This window comes from Methylobacterium sp. 142-1Y (genome assembly GCF_057747795.1).
The window spans coordinates 3,118,690-3,134,782 of the sequence record NZ_CM173224.1 but is presented as its reverse complement, the minus strand read 5'-3'; the positions used below and the strand labels follow the sequence as shown (position 1 = coordinate 3,134,782).

General features: G+C 72.7%; 18 protein-coding genes. 7 read left to right on the top strand and 11 right to left on the bottom strand.

The window, feature by feature from the left end:
- Positions 1-47 precede the first annotated feature (47 nt).
- Genes AC3AOF_RS14210 through AC3AOF_RS14195 form a run of 4 tightly spaced genes read right to left on the bottom strand, consistent with a single transcriptional unit; the run spans position 48 to position 3,501 of the window.
- A complete protein-coding gene (locus tag AC3AOF_RS14210; protein WP_488348863.1) occupies positions 48-1,226 on the bottom strand; it encodes an MFS transporter in 1,179 nt (392 codons plus the stop codon).
- Entirely contained in the window at positions 1,216-2,283 is a 1,068-nt protein-coding gene (gene arsB, locus AC3AOF_RS14205; RefSeq protein WP_236990192.1) for an ACR3 family arsenite efflux transporter, read from the bottom strand. The genes AC3AOF_RS14210 and arsB overlap by 11 nt, the downstream gene beginning before the upstream one ends.
- A 28-nt stretch (positions 2,284-2,311) precedes the next feature.
- Positions 2,312-3,148, bottom strand: coding sequence for an arsenic resistance N-acetyltransferase ArsN2 (gene arsN2, locus AC3AOF_RS14200; protein ID WP_488348862.1), 837 nt, complete (start codon positions 3,146-3,148; stop codon positions 2,312-2,314).
- Positions 3,145-3,501, bottom strand: coding sequence for an ArsR/SmtB family transcription factor (locus tag AC3AOF_RS14195; RefSeq protein WP_488348861.1), 357 nt, complete (start codon positions 3,499-3,501; stop codon positions 3,145-3,147). Before AC3AOF_RS14195 ends, arsN2 begins: the two co-directional genes overlap by 4 nt.
- A gap of 42 nt (positions 3,502-3,543) precedes the next feature.
- Here AC3AOF_RS14195 and AC3AOF_RS14190 point away from each other — a divergent pair, with 42 nt between their 5' ends.
- Entirely contained in the window at positions 3,544-4,071 is a 528-nt protein-coding gene (locus tag AC3AOF_RS14190) for a DUF6428 family protein (RefSeq protein ID WP_488348860.1), read from the top strand.
- A gap of 265 nt (positions 4,072-4,336) precedes the next feature.
- Here the strand turns inward: AC3AOF_RS14190 and AC3AOF_RS14185 are convergent, their stop codons facing one another.
- Positions 4,337-5,062, bottom strand: coding sequence for a CBS domain-containing protein (locus tag AC3AOF_RS14185; protein ID WP_488348859.1), 726 nt, complete (start codon positions 5,060-5,062; stop codon positions 4,337-4,339).
- A 232-nt stretch (positions 5,063-5,294) separates the two neighbouring features.
- Here AC3AOF_RS14185 and AC3AOF_RS14180 point away from each other — a divergent pair, with 232 nt between their 5' ends.
- The gene (locus AC3AOF_RS14180; RefSeq protein ID WP_488348858.1) at positions 5,295-7,175 is read left to right on the top strand and encodes a heavy metal translocating P-type ATPase; all 1,881 of its coding nucleotides are present in this window, start codon (positions 5,295-5,297) and stop codon (positions 7,173-7,175) included.
- A gap of 82 nt (positions 7,176-7,257) precedes the next feature.
- On the opposite strand, the gene AC3AOF_RS14175 is transcribed toward AC3AOF_RS14180, so the two are convergent.
- A complete protein-coding gene (locus AC3AOF_RS14175) occupies positions 7,258-7,467 on the bottom strand; it encodes a hypothetical protein (protein WP_236990198.1) in 210 nt (69 codons plus the stop codon).
- Positions 7,468-7,481: 14 nt separating this feature from the next.
- Complete coding sequence (locus AC3AOF_RS14170) at positions 7,482-8,342, bottom strand: universal stress protein (RefSeq protein WP_488348857.1); 861 nt, start codon at positions 8,340-8,342, stop codon at positions 7,482-7,484.
- 226 nt (positions 8,343-8,568) lie between these two features.
- Here AC3AOF_RS14170 and AC3AOF_RS14165 point away from each other — a divergent pair, with 226 nt between their 5' ends.
- The 5 genes from AC3AOF_RS14165 to AC3AOF_RS14145 all read left to right on the top strand — a co-directional run bounded on the left by AC3AOF_RS14165 (position 8,569) and on the right by AC3AOF_RS14145 (position 12,179).
- Positions 8,569-9,261, top strand: coding sequence for a helix-turn-helix domain-containing protein (locus AC3AOF_RS14165; protein ID WP_236990200.1), 693 nt, complete (start codon positions 8,569-8,571; stop codon positions 9,259-9,261).
- Positions 9,262-9,304: 43 nt separating this feature from the next.
- On the top strand, positions 9,305-9,649 hold the full coding sequence (locus AC3AOF_RS14160; protein ID WP_236990201.1) for a DUF1476 domain-containing protein: 345 nt from the start codon (positions 9,305-9,307) through the stop codon (positions 9,647-9,649).
- Positions 9,650-9,709: 60 nt separating this feature from the next.
- Positions 9,710-10,360 (top strand): BON domain-containing protein, encoded by a 651-nt coding sequence (locus tag AC3AOF_RS14155; RefSeq protein WP_488348856.1) that lies wholly within the window; start codon positions 9,710-9,712, stop codon positions 10,358-10,360.
- Positions 10,361-10,370: 10 nt separating this feature from the next.
- Complete coding sequence (locus AC3AOF_RS14150; RefSeq protein WP_236990203.1) at positions 10,371-10,838, top strand: hypothetical protein; 468 nt, start codon at positions 10,371-10,373, stop codon at positions 10,836-10,838.
- A 327-nt stretch (positions 10,839-11,165) separates the two neighbouring features.
- Positions 11,166-12,179 carry an IS110 family RNA-guided transposase gene (locus AC3AOF_RS14145; protein ID WP_488346458.1) on the top strand — a complete coding sequence of 338 codons (1,014 nt, stop codon included), beginning with the start codon at positions 11,166-11,168 and terminating at the stop codon, positions 12,177-12,179.
- 794 nt (positions 12,180-12,973) lie between these two features.
- Here AC3AOF_RS14145 and AC3AOF_RS14140 read toward each other — a convergent pair.
- From AC3AOF_RS14140 to AC3AOF_RS14125, 4 genes are all read right to left on the bottom strand, one after another.
- Positions 12,974-13,750 (bottom strand): class I SAM-dependent methyltransferase, encoded by a 777-nt coding sequence (locus AC3AOF_RS14140; RefSeq protein WP_488348855.1) that lies wholly within the window; start codon positions 13,748-13,750, stop codon positions 12,974-12,976.
- A 111-nt stretch (positions 13,751-13,861) separates the two neighbouring features.
- Positions 13,862-14,224, bottom strand: coding sequence for a GFA family protein (locus tag AC3AOF_RS14135; protein ID WP_488348854.1), 363 nt, complete (start codon positions 14,222-14,224; stop codon positions 13,862-13,864).
- 26 nt (positions 14,225-14,250) lie between these two features.
- Positions 14,251-15,624, bottom strand: a complete 1,374-nt coding sequence (locus AC3AOF_RS14130; RefSeq protein ID WP_236990206.1) for an MATE family efflux transporter — start codon at positions 15,622-15,624, stop codon at positions 14,251-14,253.
- A gap of 6 nt (positions 15,625-15,630) precedes the next feature.
- On the bottom strand, positions 15,631-16,002 hold the full coding sequence (locus AC3AOF_RS14125; RefSeq protein WP_236990207.1) for a DUF6460 domain-containing protein: 372 nt from the start codon (positions 16,000-16,002) through the stop codon (positions 15,631-15,633).
- Positions 16,003-16,093 lie beyond the last annotated feature (91 nt).

The window sequence follows — 16,093 nt, the reverse complement described above, 5'->3', positions numbered from 1 at the left end:
GGGGAGCGCAGTCAGGCGACCGACGCCCTACAAGGGTCGGCCGGCGATCACCGCATCCGCCAGAGCGCCCCGATCAGGCCGAGATTGACCAGGGCGAGGGCGAGCAGCCACCACCAGAGCGGGCCCGCGCCGGCCTGGACGAGCAGGACCGCGCCGGCCGGCGGCGCCAGGGCCTGGGCGATCAGCCCGGGCCGTGCCAGGCGGCCGACCAGCAGCGGGTAGCGCTCCGGGCCGAACAGGGCCAGCGGCACCGTCCCCCGGGCGATCGAAGAGATGCCGTTGCCGCCGCCGTAGAGCACCAGCCAGACCCCCAGGCCGGGCACGTCCGCGGCGAGCAGGGCGAGGCCGAGCGCCACGAGGCCGAAGGCCGCGATCAGCGTCCAGAGCGGGTGGTGGCGGCCCTTGAACGCCATCTCGACGATCCGCGCGCCGACCTGGGCCGGCCCGATCAGCGCCCCGTAGGACACCGCCGAGGCGAGCGCGACGCCGCGCGCCTGCAGCAGGGTGACGAGGTGGACCGAGACCAGGGACATGATCGCTCCGCCGAGCACCAGCACCCCGGCGAACAGCCGGAATGCCCGCCGCTCGCGTGCCGAGAGCGGGCCGGCCGCCGCCGCGCGGGTCTCCGCCGTCGCCGGCAGCGCGGGGGTGGACGGGATGAACCCCAGTACCAGCGGCAGCGTGACCAGGAGATGCAGGCCGGCATAGGCCAGGCAGGCGCCCCGCCAGCCGATCTGCGCGACGAGGAGCGCCGAGAGCGGCCAGCAGACGGTGCTGGCGAACCCGCCCCAGAGGGTCAGCGCGGTGATCGCCGGCCGGGCCGCCGCGCCGTAGAGCCGGCCGAGGGTGGCGAAGGCCGGGTCGTACAGGCCGCAGGCCATGCCGAGGCCGAGGAGCAGCCAGCCGGCCAGGAAGACCGGCAGGACCGGCGCGACCGCCAGGGTGGCGAGGCCGGCCGCGAGGAACAGGGCCGCCGCGGCGAGGACCGGCCGGCCGCCACGGCGCTGGATGACCGCGCCGACATGCGGCGATGCGGCAGCGGCGACCAGGAGGCCGAGGGTCAGGCCGCCGACGATCCCGGCGAGCGGCCATCCGGTCCCGTCCGCGACCGGCCCGGCGAGGATCGCCGGCAGGTAGAACGACGAGCCCCAGGCCAGGATCTCGACGATGCCGAGGGCCGAGATGACGGCCAGGCGGCCCGGCGCAGCGCCGGGCTCAGGCCTCACGGGAGGCCGGCGCGAGCGCCGCGTTCCTCTGCGCCGCGCCTCGCTCGTACCAGCCCCGGCTGCGGTTCACGATCCACACCACCGACAGCATCACCGGGACCTCGATCAGCACGCCGACCACCGTGGCGAGGGCCGCGCCCGAGTCGAAGCCGAACAGGCTGATCGCGGCGGCCACCGCCAGCTCGAAGAAGTTCGAGGCCCCGATCAGCGCCGAGGGTCCGGCGACGCAATGCTGCTCCCCGGCCCAGCGGTTGAGCAGGTAGGCGAGCCCCGCATTGAAGTAGACCTGGATCAGGATCGGCACCGCCAGCAGGGCGATGACGAGCGGCTGGGCCAGGATCTGCTCGCCCTGGAAGCCGAACAGCAGCACCAGCGTGGCGAGGAGCGCGGCGAGCGAGACCGGGCCGAGGGCGCGCAGCAGCCGGTCGAGGGCCGCCTGCCCGCCGGAGGCCAGCAGGCTGCGTCGCAGGACCTGCGCCACGATCACCGGCACGACGATGTAGAGCACCACCGAGAGCACCAGCGTGCTCCACGGCACGGTGATCGAGGACAGGCCGAGCAGCAGGCCGACGATGGGGGCGAAGGCCACCACCATGATGCTGTCGTTGAGCGCGACCTGCGACAGGGTGAAATGCGGCTCGCCGCGGGTGAGGTTCGACCAGACGAACACCATCGCGGTGCAGGGCGCGGCGGCCAGGATGATGAGGCCGGCGATGTAGCTGGGGATCTGGTCCGCCGGCAGGTAGGGCTTGAACAGGACGCCCACGAACAGCCAGCCGAGCAGCGCCATCGAGAACGGCTTGACCGCCCAGTTCACCAGGAGGGTGACGCCGATCCCGCGCCAGTGCCGGCCGACCTGGCCCAGCGCAGCGAAGTCGATCTTGAGCAGCATCGGGACGACCATGAGCCAGATCAGCACCGCCACAGGCAGGTTGACCCTGGCGATCTCGGCCGCGCCGACGAGGTGGAAGAACCCCGGCACGACGTGGCCGAGCGCGATGCCGGCGACGATGCAGAGGGCGACCCAGAGGGTCAGGTAGCGTTCGAAGGTGCTCATGGTTCGATGAGGGTCCCGGGCCGGGCTTTCAGAGGGTGATGGGCTTGGTCAGCAGCGTGGCCGAGGCCGGGCACAATCCGGCCGCCTGGCGCGTGTTCCGGATCGTGGCCGGGGCCGATGCACGGTCGCAGGCGGCAAAGCCAAGCCGTTCGAAGAAGGCGCGGGCCTCGGGGGCGCCGGTCAGCGCGTAAGCCTGGCGCGCGCCCCGATCGGAGGCTCGCCGCATCAGCAGCGCCGCCAGGTTGCGCCCATGACCCCGGCCGTGGAGGCGCGGCAGCACGGCCAGCGAGCGCAGCAGCACGTCCGGGCCGTAGAGCTCGAACCCGCCCCAGCCGACGCCGTGACCGTCCAGCGTGGTGTAGCGGAAGAACGTGCGGCCGGATTCGGCCAGGTCGGCCGTCGGCAGGCCCGCCGCCGTCAGAGCCGCCGCCAGGTCCGGGCTGTCGCCCGTGATCGGGAGGTCGCGGAGAAAGGGGGTGCCGTCGTCGCGGGTCGCGGTCGTCTCGGCGAGACCGTCCGGCAGGAGATCCAGCACCACGTCGGACGGGCGGCAGAGCTTCGCACCCTTGTCCGTCACCACGATGGGCCGATTGAGGAGGATCGGGTGTGCCTGGATCGCGGCGTGCAGCGCATCGTCGGACATGGCGGAATCGCCCAGCCCGAGGGCCGCATAGGGCGTCCCCCGCTCGCGCAGGACCGCGCGGACCGGGATGCCCATACGGTCGAGCAGAGCGACGAGATCCGGCGTGGAGGGCGGAGTGCTCAGGTATTCGATCACCGCCGGCTCGATACCGCAGGCCCGCAGGAGCTTGAGGGTGCTGCGCGAGGTGCCGCAACCCGGGTTGTGGTAGAGGGTGACGGTCATGCGCGGGTCTCCTCGCCCTCCGGGCAGCAGGCGGTCAGCGCGGCGACCGCCGGTGTGCAGACCTCCGGCCGGCCCTGGCAGCAATCCTTCATCAGGAAGGCGATCAGGCCGGACAGGGCCGGATAGGCGGCGCTGTAGATGATCGAGCGCCCGTCCCGCCGCGAGGCGACGAGGCCGGCCTGCTCCAGCTCCTTCAGGTGAAACGAGACGGTGGAGGGCGGAGCCGCCACCCCGCCCGCGAGGGTGCCGGCCGCCACGCCCTCGGGGCCGGCCGTCACCAGCTGGCGCAGGAGGCGCAGGCGGGTGTCCTGCGACAGGGCCGCGAAGGCCTGGAGGGCTTGACGCTCGTCCACGTTTCTACAATCCTGGAAATATCGAAACGTGGGGTAGCACCGATGCTGGACGTTGCCAAGATGGACGCGACCTTGCCGACGCCGCCGGCTACCGAGGACATTCCCCTCGGCGCCTTGCTGGCCGCCTGCGACGCCGAGCCGGCCGCGCCCCTGGTCTTCTCGTACGAGGGCCGGACGATCCGCCCCGGCTACCACGTCACCGAGGTGAAGGCCGGGCGGTTCGCCGCCCTCGATTGCGGCGGCAACCCGGAATCCTGGTCGGAGATCTTCGTGCAGCTCTGGGACGTGACCGACGGCGACCGCACGCACATGAAGGCGGGCAAGTTCGCGGCGATCATCCGCAAGGTCTCGGAGCATGTCGGCCTGGATCTCGGCGCGCGCCTGACCTTCGAGGTCAGCGACGGCGTCGCCCCGATGCAGCTCCACGCCGCCGCCCGCCCGCGTCCGGCGGACGGGTCGCTCACCGTCGCCTTGGCGCCCCGCGCGGCGAGCTGCAAGCCGCGCGACCGCTGGCTCGAGGAGCAGAAGGCGGGCGCCTGCTGCAATGCCGGGCAGCCCTGTTGCGGCTGAACCGACGGCGCGGCCGGTGAGGCCGGGTCGATCGCGGCACGCCGAGAGCCCGTTCGCGTCGGCTGACCGCCGTGAAACCCTTGATGTCGTCCCGGGGCCGCGCAGCGGAACCCGGGATCCATAACCGTTGACGATGCAGGATGAAGCGGAACGTCGACCGCCATGTTCTTCGGCGTCAGCGGTTATGGATCCCGGGCTCTCGTCTTCGACGAGACCCGGGATGACGCGGAGGGTGTCAATACTGACGATTTGATAAAGAAATCTCTCACAGCATGATCGGATCCGCGCCCCAATAGGCGACGAAGGTGTGGTCGCGCACGGCGACGACGCCCGGGATACCCTCCGCCGCGGTCACCAGGCCGCGGGCCTCGGCCTCGTTCGTCACCGCGCCCCAGAGATGCACCACCCCGTCGAGCACCGTGACGTTGCCCTCGGCCTTGTCGGTCCAGGGCTGGCGGGCGAGCTCGGCCAGCAGCATGTCGCGGATGCGCCGGTCGGAGAGGGCCTGGTCGGTGCCGGCCGTGGGCGCGGCCGGGACCAGGGTCGCGAGGGCCCGCACGAGGTCGCCGCGGGTCACGATCCCGACGATTCGCTCGCTCCCGTCGGGCCGCGCCTCGACGATCGGCACGCGGCGGATGTGCCGGCGCTCCATCAGCTCGACGATCTCGTGCAGCGGCGTCTCGGGCGCGGCCGTGACCACGGAGCGCGCCATCACGTCCCGGGCCAGCCGGCCGTGGGCGCCCCGGTAGGCGTTCGCCAGCGTCTCGATCGACGCGAAGGCGTCGAGCCAGCGGTTGCGCCGCCGCTCGGTACCGAGTTCCTCGCGGTGGAGCAGGTCGGCCTCGCTCAAGATCCCGACGAGGCGGCCGTCATCGTCCGTCACCGGGACGGCGCCGAACCGCTTCTCGACGAGCAGCCGGACGATCGCCCCCAGCGGCGTCTCGGGCGTCACCGTGACGACGTCGCGGTGCATGATGTCGCGTGCCAGCATGGCATCCCTCCCGTTTGGGTCATGCGGCGATCCTGCGGCCGGCGGCGAGGGCCGGCTTTGATCCTGCTCAAACGTCGGCGGTCCCCGGGCCCCGGGCCCGGCGCTTGATCCAGCGCAAGGCCCGGCGGCCGACTTCGGCGCGTGTCTGAGAGGCAACGCGAGGGAGGCGAGGGCGGTCATGGAGCGGTCACCTGCGGAGAGAGATGCATCCGGGACGATCCCGGCCGGATGGATGCTCGCCCTGCGCGGCGGGCTCGTGGCGCTGCCGCTTCTCGGGCTCGGCGCCGGTTTCGCGGCGCAGGGTCTCGGCCATCCGGAGGCCGCCGCCCTGGCCTGGAGCCTCGCCACCCTGGCGGTGCTCGCCGTGCTGCTGGTCCAGGTGGCGACGAGCCTCGCCCGGGGGGATGTCGGGCTCGACCTCGTCGCGCTCCTGTCGATGGGCGGCGCGCTCGCCCTGTCGCAGCCGCTCGCCGGCGCCGTCATCGCGCTGATGTATGCCGGCGGCCAGTCGCTGGAGGCCTATGCGGCCGGACGGGCGGGCCGGGCGATGACGGCGCTCATCGCGCGTCAGCCGCGTACCGCCCTGCGGGAGGAGACCGGGGCGGAGGGCGTCCGGGTGCACGAGGTGCCGCTCTCGGCGCTGGCCCCGGGCGACCGCATCCTCGTGCGGGCCGGCGACGTCCTGCCGGTGGACGGGCGCGTCGCCGCGGGCCGCGCCGTCCTCGACCTGTCGAGCCTCACCGGCGAGTCGCTGCCCGCGTCCTTCGCGGCAGGAACCGCCGTGCTCAGCGGCAGCCTCAATGTCGGCCAGGCCTTCACGCTCCTGGCCGAGCGGCGGGCGGAGGAGAGCACCTATGCGGGCATCGTGCGCCTCGTCGAGGCGGCGCGGGCCGCCAAGGCGCCGATGGCGCGGCTCGCCGACCGCTACGGCCTCGTCTTCCTCGTCGTCACGCTCGTCCTCGCAGGCGGCGCCTGGGCCGCCGCGGGCGATCCCCTGCGGGCGCTCGCCGTGCTGGTGGTGGCGACGCCCTGCCCGCTGATCCTGGCGGTGCCGGTCGCCCTGGTCTCCGGCCTGTCGCGCGCGGCGCGGCGCGGCATCCTCGTCAAGGGCGGCGGGGCCCTGGAGACCCTGGCCAAGGTGGAGATCCTCGTCGTCGACAAGACCGGCACCCTGACCCACGGCCGAGCGCGCCTGAAATCGGTCGCGGCGCTGCCGCCCTTCGGCGAGGAGGAGGCCCTGCACCTGGCGGCGTCCCTCGACCAGGCCTCGGCCCACCCGATCGCCCGGGCGCTCGTCGAGGCGGCGAAGGCGCGCGGCCTGCGCCTTGCCTCCCCGTCGGCGGTGACCGAGGTCCCGGGCGACGGCGTGATCGGGCTCGTGGAGGGGCGGCGCGTGAGCGCGGGCGGGCCGCGCCTGATGCGCGCGCAGGGAATCGCCTTTCCGTCGCAGCAGACAGGGCCAGACCCGGCGGGGCGGGACGCCGCGGCCACGATCCTGGTGGTTGTCGACGGCCGGCCGGCCGCGATCCTGTCCTTCGCCGATCCGCTGCGCCGCGACGGTGCCGCCGTCCTGGACGCCCTGCGGGAGTGCGGAATCGCCCGGATCGTGCTCGCGACCGGGGACCGGCGCGCCGTGGCGGAAGCGCTCACCGCGGGCCTGCCGATCGACGCGGTGGCGGCCGATCTCGACCCGGCGGACAAGACGCAGGTTGTCGTCGCCGAGCGGCTGCGCGGGGCGGTGATGATGGTGGGCGACGGGATCAACGACGCGCCCGCCCTGGCGGCGGCGGATCTCGGGGTGGCGCTGGGCGCCCGGGGTGCCGCCGCGGCGGCGGAGGCCGCCGACGTGGTCCTGCTCGTCGACAGCCTGGCGCCGCTGCCGGAGGCCATCCGCATCGCCAGGAAGGCCCGTACCATCGCCCTCCAGAGCGTGCTCGCCGGGCTCGGGCTCTCGCTCGCCGGAATGGTCGCGGCCGCCCTCGGCGCGCTCACGCCGGTGCAGGGCGCCCTGGTGCAGGAGGCCATCGACGTCGCCGTCATCCTGAACGCGATGCGGGCCCTGTCGGGGCCCGGCGCCGATCAGGGCGCGGACACGGGCCCGCCGGCGGCGTGACGCCGATGCCCCGGGGCGCCCGGCGCCCATTCGGCGGGCCCGTCTTGAAAGCAGATCCCGGTGGCGGACGCGCGGCTGCGCCTCACTCGACGAAGGTCCAGCCGGATTTGAGGGCGCGCAAATCCTCCGCGTCGAACGGCTCGAGGTCTTCCGTCGCGACCGGCGAGATCGGGATCTCGTCGTCGGGTCGCGGCGGCGCCGGGACGATTGCAGGCCTGAGCGTCTGCCGGATGGCCTTGCGCCGGCGCGCGGTCCGGAGCGCGTCGGTCCTCGTCGGTCGATGCCGCATCATGACGAGCCTCCCCTTCAATGAGCGAGAAACAGCGGGACCGGTGCGTCGAGCAGGAACGCGCGGGTCACGCCGCCGAAGACGAATTCCCGCGTGCGGGAATGCCGGTAGGCTCCCATCACGATCAGGTCGGCCCGCACCCGCTCGGCGTGGCCGCGCAGCGTGTCGGCGGTGCCGCCCACCTGCGGCAGGTCGGTGACCGTGACGGCGACGCCGTGCCGCGCGAGGTGGCGGGCGAAGTCGGCTCCCGGCACGGTCGTGAGCAGGTCGTCGGGATCGCCGACCGTGACGAGCTCGACGGCCTCGGCGGCGCGCAGGAGCGGCAGGGCGTCGTTGGCGGCGCGGGCGGCCTGCAGGCTGCCGTCCCAGGCCACGACGATCCGCCTCCCGGCGAAGGCCGGATGCGTGCGCGGCACCGCGATCACCGGACGGCCGCTCGCCATCAGCGCCGTCTCGATCGTCTCGCGCGACAGGATCTCGCTGCGCGGATCGAGATCGAGAACGGTCAGGTCGTGCAGGCGCGCCTCGGCGGCCAGCCGATGCACCACCTCCGGATAGGGCAGGCGCGGCGTCTCCCAGGTGCAGGTCAGGCCGGCCTGCGCCGCCGCGCCGGCCGCATTCTCCGCGAAGGCGCGGGCCAGGGCGTCGAGGCGGCGGTCGACGGCCGTGACGCCGTCGTCGGAGGGACCGGCGAGCCACGAATCGGTGCCGACGAGGCACCAGGAGGAGGACTGGATCGTCACGTGGGCGCTCGCCGCCTCCGCCAGCGAGAGCCCGTACCCGATCGCCGGGGAGACCGGATGATCCTCGTCCTCCACGATCGTGCCGATGAGGAGGTCGCGGAGACCGGCGAGCGGGGATGAAGCATGCGTCGACATGGATCGCCTCCGGTGGGAGCCGGAGACGAGGCTTCCTCCCTACGAGGCCGGCCGGCTTTGATCCAGCGCAACTGGTACCGGCCTCAAAGCCGCGACATCCGTCCGGCGACGAGGCCGCGCCTCCGTAAATGTCCTTAAGCAGACACACTTACGCGGCCGACCGGAATTTCCGCGTGACCACGATCCGGACATTCTCATCCGCGTCGAAGGGATGAGGAGTGCACCGATGTCGCCGGAGATGGCCCTGCCCCCTGTCTCACGCCCGGTCGTGAGCCCCCGCGCCCGAGCCACGGGCCGCGACGGCGCCGGCCTCTTCGCCGGCTGCCCGGACCTCATCGGCACGCCCTCCGCCTATGCCCGCGAGGAAGAGATCTTCGGCGAGGGCGAGGAGGCGGAGAGCGTCTACCGGGTGGTGCAGGGCGCGGTCCGCACCCACAAGGTGCTGAGCGACGGCCGGCGCCAGATCACCGGCTTCCACCTGCCCGGCGACCTGTTCGGCTTCGACCAGGGCGAGACCCACCGGCACACCGCCGAGGCCCTGTCCGGGACCCGGGTCCTGACCTTCAAGCGGCGGCAGATCGAGCGGGTCGCCGCCGACCGGGCCGAGGTCGCCTGCCAGCTCTGGAGCCTGGCGGCCCGGGCCCTGCGCCACGCCCAGGACCACATGCTGCTGCTCGGGCGGCGCTCGGCGGTCGAGCGCGTCGCCGCCTTCCTGCTCGACGTCGATGCGCGGCTCGGCGGCACCGGAACCTTCGACCTGCCGATGACGCGGCGCGACATCGCCGACTATCTCGGCCTGACCATCGAGACCGTGTCGCGCACGATCTCGCAGCTCGAAGGCGAGGGGGCGCTCCTGCGCACCGGCGGCCGGCAGGTCAGCCTGCGCCGCGGACGGATGCACCGCCTCGTCGAGGATTGAGCAGCCCAGCCGGCCCACCAATGAAGCGAGAGGGGAGGTCGTCATGACGACGTTCGACGAACGCGAGCAGGCCTTCGAGCGCCGGTTCGTGCACGAGGAGGACCGGCGCTTCCAGGAGCGCACCCGGCGCAACCGGCTCCTGGCGCGCTGGGCCGGCGAGCGGATGGCGCTCGATCCCGACGCGGCCTCGCGCTTCACCGACGCCTTCGTGGGGGAGACCGTGCCCCTCGACGACGAGGCGGTCCTGGCGCGCCTCGTGGTGGACCTGGCGGCGGCGGGGGCCGACGAACCGGTCTCCGTGCTGCGCCGGGAGATGCAGCGTTGTGCCGGTCTCGCCCGGGCCGAGAGCCGCGTCGGCCTTGCGCTGGATCAAGGCTCGTCGGCGTGACCCGCCGAAAGTCCCCCGCTGGAGTCTCGCCGTTCCGCCGAGACATGCAGGAGCGCCGTCATGACCGACAAGGATCTGCGCCGCGACGTCCTCGACGAGCTCGACTTCGATCCCAGCCTCGATGCGGCCGAGATCGGCGTCGCCGTCGCGGAGGGCGTCGTCACCCTGACCGGCCATGTCGGCAGCTACGCCGAGCAGGTCGCGGCGGAGCGCGCCGTGCGCCGGGTGAAGGGCGTGCGCGCCATCGCCCAGGAGATCGAGGTCCGCTTCCCACAGGCCAAGAAGGTGATGGACGACCAGATCGCCGCCCGGGCGCTCGCCATCATCGACTGGTCGGTCCACCTGCCGACGGACGCGATCCAGGTCCGCGTCGCCAAGGGCTGGATCACCCTGACCGGATCCGTGCCCTGGCAGTACCAGATGGCGGGGGCGGAAGCCGCGGTGCGCAAGCTGTCCGGCGTCGTCGGGGTGTCGAACCTCATCGAGGTCCGGCCCGAGGTCCGGCCGAGCGCGGTCCGGAGCAAGATCCTGGAGGCCTTCCGGCGCCACGCCCTGCTCGATGCCGATGCGATCACGATCCGGGTCGAGGGCGACCGGGTCACCCTGGAGGGCGCCGTCTCGTCGCTGGCCGAGCGCGACGCCGCCGAGCGGGCCGCCTGGTCGGTCCCGGGCGTGCGCGCGGTCGAGGACCGGACCGTGGCCCTGACGTGAGGAGACGACCATGGCGCATGGAACGCACAGTCCCGGGCATGATCGCGGCCATGCCGCGGCCGGGCCGGGCCCGTCGGCGGAGCTGCACCGCGTGACCCTGACGTTGGCGCGCTGCCCCGAGCATCCCGAGGGCAGCGCGGGGCGCGGCTACGATCTCGTCGCGCCGCTCCGGCCGGACGGGCACCTCGATGCCGGACTCTGGCGCGCGTCCCGCGACCATTGCCGCGTGCGCCGCTTCTGGACCGGCGAGCCCGACCGCCACGGCCGCCTCGTGCACCGGGCCGGCGGGGAGGGCGGGGCGACCTGGCTCATCGACTACGACGACCGCACGACCGACGACGACGAACCCGGCTACCGCCTCGGCACGCATGCCTTCGTGGTCGGCGAGTACGTCTCGATCCGCGACGCCGGCAGCGGCGACTTCCATACCTTCATGGTCGCGTACGTGAGCGAGGTCACGCCGGACCGGGAGCCGTGATCGTCCGGGGTTCGGCAACGAGACTTTCGATTCTTCGCGACTCGTCGTGCCCTGCGGTGATCACGCGGCAGGGGTACGGTCGGTTCCGGACTTGGACTTTCCCGACGGCCTGCGTGATACGGTTTCCTGTACCTGATGTGTGGCCGTAGGCTGCTACGGCGAGGGCATCCGGCGGTCTCACGGTTTCCCGGTCTGCGTCCCCTGTCGCTCAACGGCGATGGCCGCACGATCGCCTTCCGGCCTGATCCCGGATGTCCTGATGGCTGCTCCGGACAGTCGATCGGGCCCTGCCTCGTGCAGGCGTCCGCGTACAGGACAGGATCACCCATGTCACACAGCGCCACCATCCCCACCGTGGCCGGCATCGATGTCGGCAAGCACTTCCTCGATCTCGGCTTCTTCCCGGCGGCCAAGCCGGTGCGTCAGGACAATACGGAGACCGGCATCGCCAAGCTGATCTCGACGCTCAAGCAGCGCGGGATCCGCACGGTCGCCCTGGAGGCGATCGGCCCCTACGCCTATCCCCTCATCGCCGCCCTGCGTAAAGCCGAGCTCGACGTCGCCCTGGCCGATCCGCGCCAGGTCAAGGCGTTCCGCTCCGCCGAAGGGCTGATCGCCAAGACAGACCGGCTGGACGCCGCCCTCATCGCCCGCTTTGCTCAGCGCATGAGCGAGCACCTGCGCCCCGCCCCGACCCCCGACCAGATCACCCTCAAGGCTCTCTCGACCCGGCGCCGCCAGCTCACCGAGCTGATCGCCATGGAGAAGACCCGCCTGGCCCAGGCCCTCGACCCGGCCATCGCCGACAGCCACAGGGCGGTGATCAAGGCCCTGACGGCTGCCTGCACCGAGGTCGAGGCCGCTCTCGAGGCACGCATCGCCGCCGAGCCTGGCCTGGCGCGCAAGCGCGCGATCCTGACCTCGATCCCCGGGATCGGTTCGCGCATCGCCAGCGTGGTGATCACCGACATGCCCGAACTCGGCACGCTCGACCGCAAGGCGGCGGCCAGTCTGGCCGGGATGGCGCCTCATCCGACCCAGAGCGGGGCTCACCCGGGCCGCCACGCGATTGCCGGTGGGCGTCCCTGCCTGCGCACGGCCTTCTACATGGCCGGGATGGTGGCGGCGCGCAGCTGTTCGGCCTTCCGCGAGCCGTACCGGGCGATGCGAACGGCGGGTAAGCCGGCCAAGGTGGCGATCGTGGCGTCGGGCCGACGCCTGGTGGTGCTGGCCAACGCCCTGGTGCGCGACGACACGACGTTCGAGGCGAGCAAGTTGCAGCAGGGAGAGGCCGGTCGGGGGGAGGAGAACGCCGCGTCCCCTGCGGGATCCGATCCGTGACGAGCGAGAGGAGCGATGTCTTCATCGCTCCTCTCGCCGAGCTTGGCGTTCGCCGGTGGGAGCGGGTCAAGGCCTTGTCGCGCGAAGCGCGAGGGCGCGCAGCGCCCGCCTTGACGCGCTCGCGCCGGTGAACGATCTGACCCCCATACGGCTAAAACCAAGCGCGGCACTGCCGATTGGCCCTTGACCGGCAATACAGTCGCCGGATTGATCGCTTCGCGATGCGGAAACCGGCTTCGCTCAGGCGCCGCGCGGGCTGGCGATACCGCTTCCGGAAGGAATCTTCCGGAAGCGGTCTCAGGAGGAGGAGCGCTTGTCGTAGGCGTCGGCGCCGTGGCGCGCGACGCTCTTGGCGATCTGCCGGCGATCGAGTCCTCCCAGCCGCTGAACGAAGCGGGTCTCGTCGGGACGCATGTCCTGCCCGGATGCTCGGGTCTCGACAACCGGACGCCTCCCGGAGCACCTCCGGCGTGGCAGGGCATGCATCCAGACCAAAAAGTTTCTCCGGACAGCCCTGCGCCCGCGGGGAGAGGGCTGTGTCTCCGTTCGGACGACGCAGCAAGCCGGAGGCGCGGCCGGAGCGAGGGCGAGGGCGAGGGGGTCTCGACGCGTGAGGCTCCTGCGGCAGCACCTCCTCACCCCGCCCTCCCGGCTCCCTGAGCCCCTTCGGAGATCAGGCCTCTTCCCGCCCGCGGGGAGGAGAGGGGATTTCCCGCGCCATTCTTTTTTCCCGGACAGCCCTGCCGCAGAGGGGGGAGGGTTCGGGCGCGCATCTCCCGACCATGCGAGACCCCTCACAATTCCGGATTCGTCGGCTCCGTCCGTCGCGCCACCACCGTGTAGCAGAGCCGCTTCTGCCCGAGCAGCGTCTGGCGGTGATAGGTCACCGTCGATTCGCCGAAACCCAGGATCGCCAGGAGTTCCTGCATCGTGGTCGGGGCGATGGTCCACCAGGCATCGAAGCGGATCCGCTGGTCGCTGCGGGGCAGGAGGAAAAGCGGCAGGCCGATGCTGCGCGGCAGGAAGCGCAGGAATTGCAGCGACTTCGGCAGCATCTCGGTCACCACCACGGTCTCGCGGGTGAGCCGCAGGGCGCCGTGGAGGGCCCGGAACGGATCGCGCAGGCGTGCCAGCGCGTTGCCGAGCACCGCGATGTCGACCGGGCCGATCGCCTCCGGCACGCCATAGAGCGAGCCGCCGGCCCGCCGCGCCCGCGAGCCGAGGGCGGCATGCGAGAACCAGAACGCGTTCTCGAACCGCCGCAGATGGTTGCGGATCTCCGGCGCGATCACGGCGCGCTCGAAATCCGGGTAGGGCACCATCTCCCAGCAGGCTCCGCCGGCGAAGTCGTAGGACACCACCTCGGCGCCGCGCACTTCCATGGCGAAGCCGAGGAAGCCGCTGGTGGCGCCGAAATCGAGCACGCGCTTGCCCGCCACCGCGACGTGGCCGAGGGACGCGTCGAGCCCGGCCCGCAAGTCCCAGGCTCCCGCCATGGTGCCGTGCCCGGGCAGGTCGATGGTGTGGTTGAAGGTGCAGGCCGCCGGGTCGTCGACGGCGCGCGACCGCAAGAACGGTCCATCAATGGACGGCCCATCGATCTCAGGGTGAGCGGTCGGGTCCGCCATCGTCATGCGGGCATCGTCTCGTGCGGCGGGGGTTGAGCTGGGTGAGCGGGGCGGTCAGGATCCGCGCGCCCGCGGATAGGCCGGCAGCCCGGGCGGCAGGGCGACCCAGGACAGGCGGCGGGAGACCCAGACGTGGTCGCGCGGCGGGAACCGCTCGGGATCGTCGAGGCTCGCCAGCGTCAGGTCGATCTCGTCGGGCAAGGCGTCGGCCCGGTAGGCGAGCGGCGTGCCGCAGGACGGGCAGAAGCCGCGCGCCGCCCGCGGGCTCGAGCGGAACCAGGCCGGGTCCGCGGTGAAGCGGCAGGCCTCCCGCCTGACGGTCAGCCAGCCGACCATCGGCGCGCCGGTGGCGCCGCGGCAATCCTCGCAGTGGCAGACCGTGAGGTTCCAGGGCTCCCCGTCGGCCTCGAATCGCACGGCGCCGCAGCGACATCCTCCTGAGATCATCGCGTCGCCTCCGTCAGCGGGCCGACCCGCGGCTGCGGGAACGCGGCCGTCGCGAGCCGCGGATACAGCAGCGCCTGGCCGAGGCCGCGGGCGGCCAGGAAGGTCAGCATGGCGAGCCAGAGCCCGGTATTGCCGAGGTCCCGCGTCGCCGCCAGCATCGCGGCATCGACCGCGAGCGCCGCCAGCATCAGATTGCGCATCGCCCGGGTCCAGGTCGCCCCGATATAGATGCCGTCGAACGCGAAGGCGGCCGCCGCCGCGAGCGGCGTCAGGGCGGCGAAGACGAGGTAGTCGCGCGCGAAGGCCCGGACCTCCGGGGCGCTGGTGACCGCATCGATGAACGGCCCGCCGAGGCTGAGGAAGAGCCCCGAGACCGCCAGCGCGAAGCCGAGGCACCAGCCGAGGGAGAGCCGCACCGCGCCCCGGAAGGCGCCCTCGTCGCGGGCGCCGAGCGCCTGGCCGCACAGCACCTCCGCGGCCGTGGCGAAGCCGTCGAGGAAGAAGCTGCCGATCAGGAAGAGGTTCTGGAGGACCGCATTGGCCGCCAGCGTCACGTCGCCGGCCCTGGCGCCGAGCCCGGTGAACAGGGCGAGCGCGGTGATGAGCGCGAGCGTGCGCACCATCACGTCGCCGTTGACCGAGAGCATCCGGGTGAGGCCGGTCCGCTCCAAGATCTCGGGCAGGGGTACCCGCCAGGGCCGCGAGCCGAGGCGGTGCAGCACCAGGAGCCCCAAAGCCGTGCCGGCCACCTCCGCCAGCAAAGTCGCGAGGGCCGCCCCGGCGACGCCGGCCCCGAGGCCGAGGACGAACAGGAGGGTGAGCGCGACGTTGACGGCGTTGATCGCCACCTGGAGGGCGAGGCCGAGATCGGTGCGGCCGCGCCCCAGGGTCGAGCCGAGGATGGCGTAGTTCGCCAGCGTGAAAGGCGCGCACCAGATCCGTATGCCGACATAGCCGGCGAGCGCCGCGTTCACCGCCGGGCTTGCGCCGAACAGCCGGAGCGAGGCCGCCCCGAGCGGGCCTTGCAGCACCACCATGGCGAGGCCGACCGCCAGTGCCACCGCGAGCGCCCGGGCAAGCGTCCGGTCGATCTCGAGGCCGTCGCCGGCCCCGGCCGCCTGCGCGGTGAGGCCGGCGGTGGCCATGCGCAGCGCCCCGAAGGTCCAGAACAGGTAGTCGAAGACCACCGCCCCGAGGGCGAGAGCCCCGAGGAGCGCCGCGTCGCCGAGCCGCCCCACTGCCGCCGTCCCGACGAGCCCGAGGAGCGGCGTCGTGACGTTGGCGAGCGTCATCGGCACGGCGAGCGCGAGTATGCGCCGGTGCGTCACCTCGGGACTCGCGCCGGGGCGTTGCGGGGCGGCGGGATGCATCGCGACTCAGCGGCTGCGGGCGAAGACGCGCGAGAGGAACCACAGCGGCACCACCACGACGGCCCCGGCGATGAACCAGCGGCCGGCATCGTGGAAGGTGTCGAAGCCGAGCGCGATCAGCGAGTGGATCGTCTCGTAGGCCTGGGCGAAGAGCAGGCCGGGCGTCACCCCCATCATCGCCATGCCGGCGCCGACGAGAAGCGACAGGAACACCAGCCGCACCAGCACCGCCCCCGGCGAGCCGCCGAGGAAGCGGTTCAGGTTCGACCGCCGGTCGTCCCGGTAGCCCGGATCGTAGCCGCCGGGGCCCTGGCCGAAGGGTTCCTGGCCGTGCGGTGCCTGCCCGCCGAAGGGGCGGTGAAATCTCTGCTCGCTCATGCGTCCTCGCGACCCTGCCGTTGCGGAATCCGGTATCCGAACGTTGCGGGATTGTCACATCCCTGACGAAACCCGGCGCGGCCCGGCGCAT

Coding starts and splice junctions, on each gene's coding strand:
- arsB (WP_236990192.1), bottom strand. CDS start 2,283: ATGAGCACCTTCGAACGCTACCTGACCCTCTGGGTCGCCCTCTGCATC.
- arsN2 (WP_488348862.1), bottom strand. CDS start 3,148: ATGACCGTCACCCTCTACCACAACCCGGGTTGCGGCACCTCGCGCAGC.
- AC3AOF_RS14190 (WP_488348860.1), top strand. CDS start 3,544: ATGCTGGACGTTGCCAAGATGGACGCGACCTTGCCGACGCCGCCGGCT.
- AC3AOF_RS14185 (WP_488348859.1), bottom strand. CDS start 5,062: ATGCTGGCACGCGACATCATGCACCGCGACGTCGTCACGGTGACGCCC.
- AC3AOF_RS14180 (WP_488348858.1), top strand. CDS start 5,295: ATGCTCGCCCTGCGCGGCGGGCTCGTGGCGCTGCCGCTTCTCGGGCTC.
- AC3AOF_RS14175 (WP_236990198.1), bottom strand. CDS start 7,467: ATGATGCGGCATCGACCGACGAGGACCGACGCGCTCCGGACCGCGCGC.
- AC3AOF_RS14170 (WP_488348857.1), bottom strand. CDS start 8,342: ATGTCGACGCATGCTTCATCCCCGCTCGCCGGTCTCCGCGACCTCCTC.
- AC3AOF_RS14165 (WP_236990200.1), top strand. CDS start 8,569: ATGTCGCCGGAGATGGCCCTGCCCCCTGTCTCACGCCCGGTCGTGAGC.
- AC3AOF_RS14160 (WP_236990201.1), top strand. CDS start 9,305: ATGACGACGTTCGACGAACGCGAGCAGGCCTTCGAGCGCCGGTTCGTG.
- AC3AOF_RS14155 (WP_488348856.1), top strand. CDS start 9,710: ATGACCGACAAGGATCTGCGCCGCGACGTCCTCGACGAGCTCGACTTC.
- AC3AOF_RS14150 (WP_236990203.1), top strand. CDS start 10,371: ATGGCGCATGGAACGCACAGTCCCGGGCATGATCGCGGCCATGCCGCG.
- AC3AOF_RS14145 (WP_488346458.1), top strand. CDS start 11,166: ATGTCACACAGCGCCACCATCCCCACCGTGGCCGGCATCGATGTCGGC.
- AC3AOF_RS14130 (WP_236990206.1), bottom strand. CDS start 15,624: ATGCATCCCGCCGCCCCGCAACGCCCCGGCGCGAGTCCCGAGGTGACG.
- AC3AOF_RS14125 (WP_236990207.1), bottom strand. CDS start 16,002: ATGAGCGAGCAGAGATTTCACCGCCCCTTCGGCGGGCAGGCACCGCAC.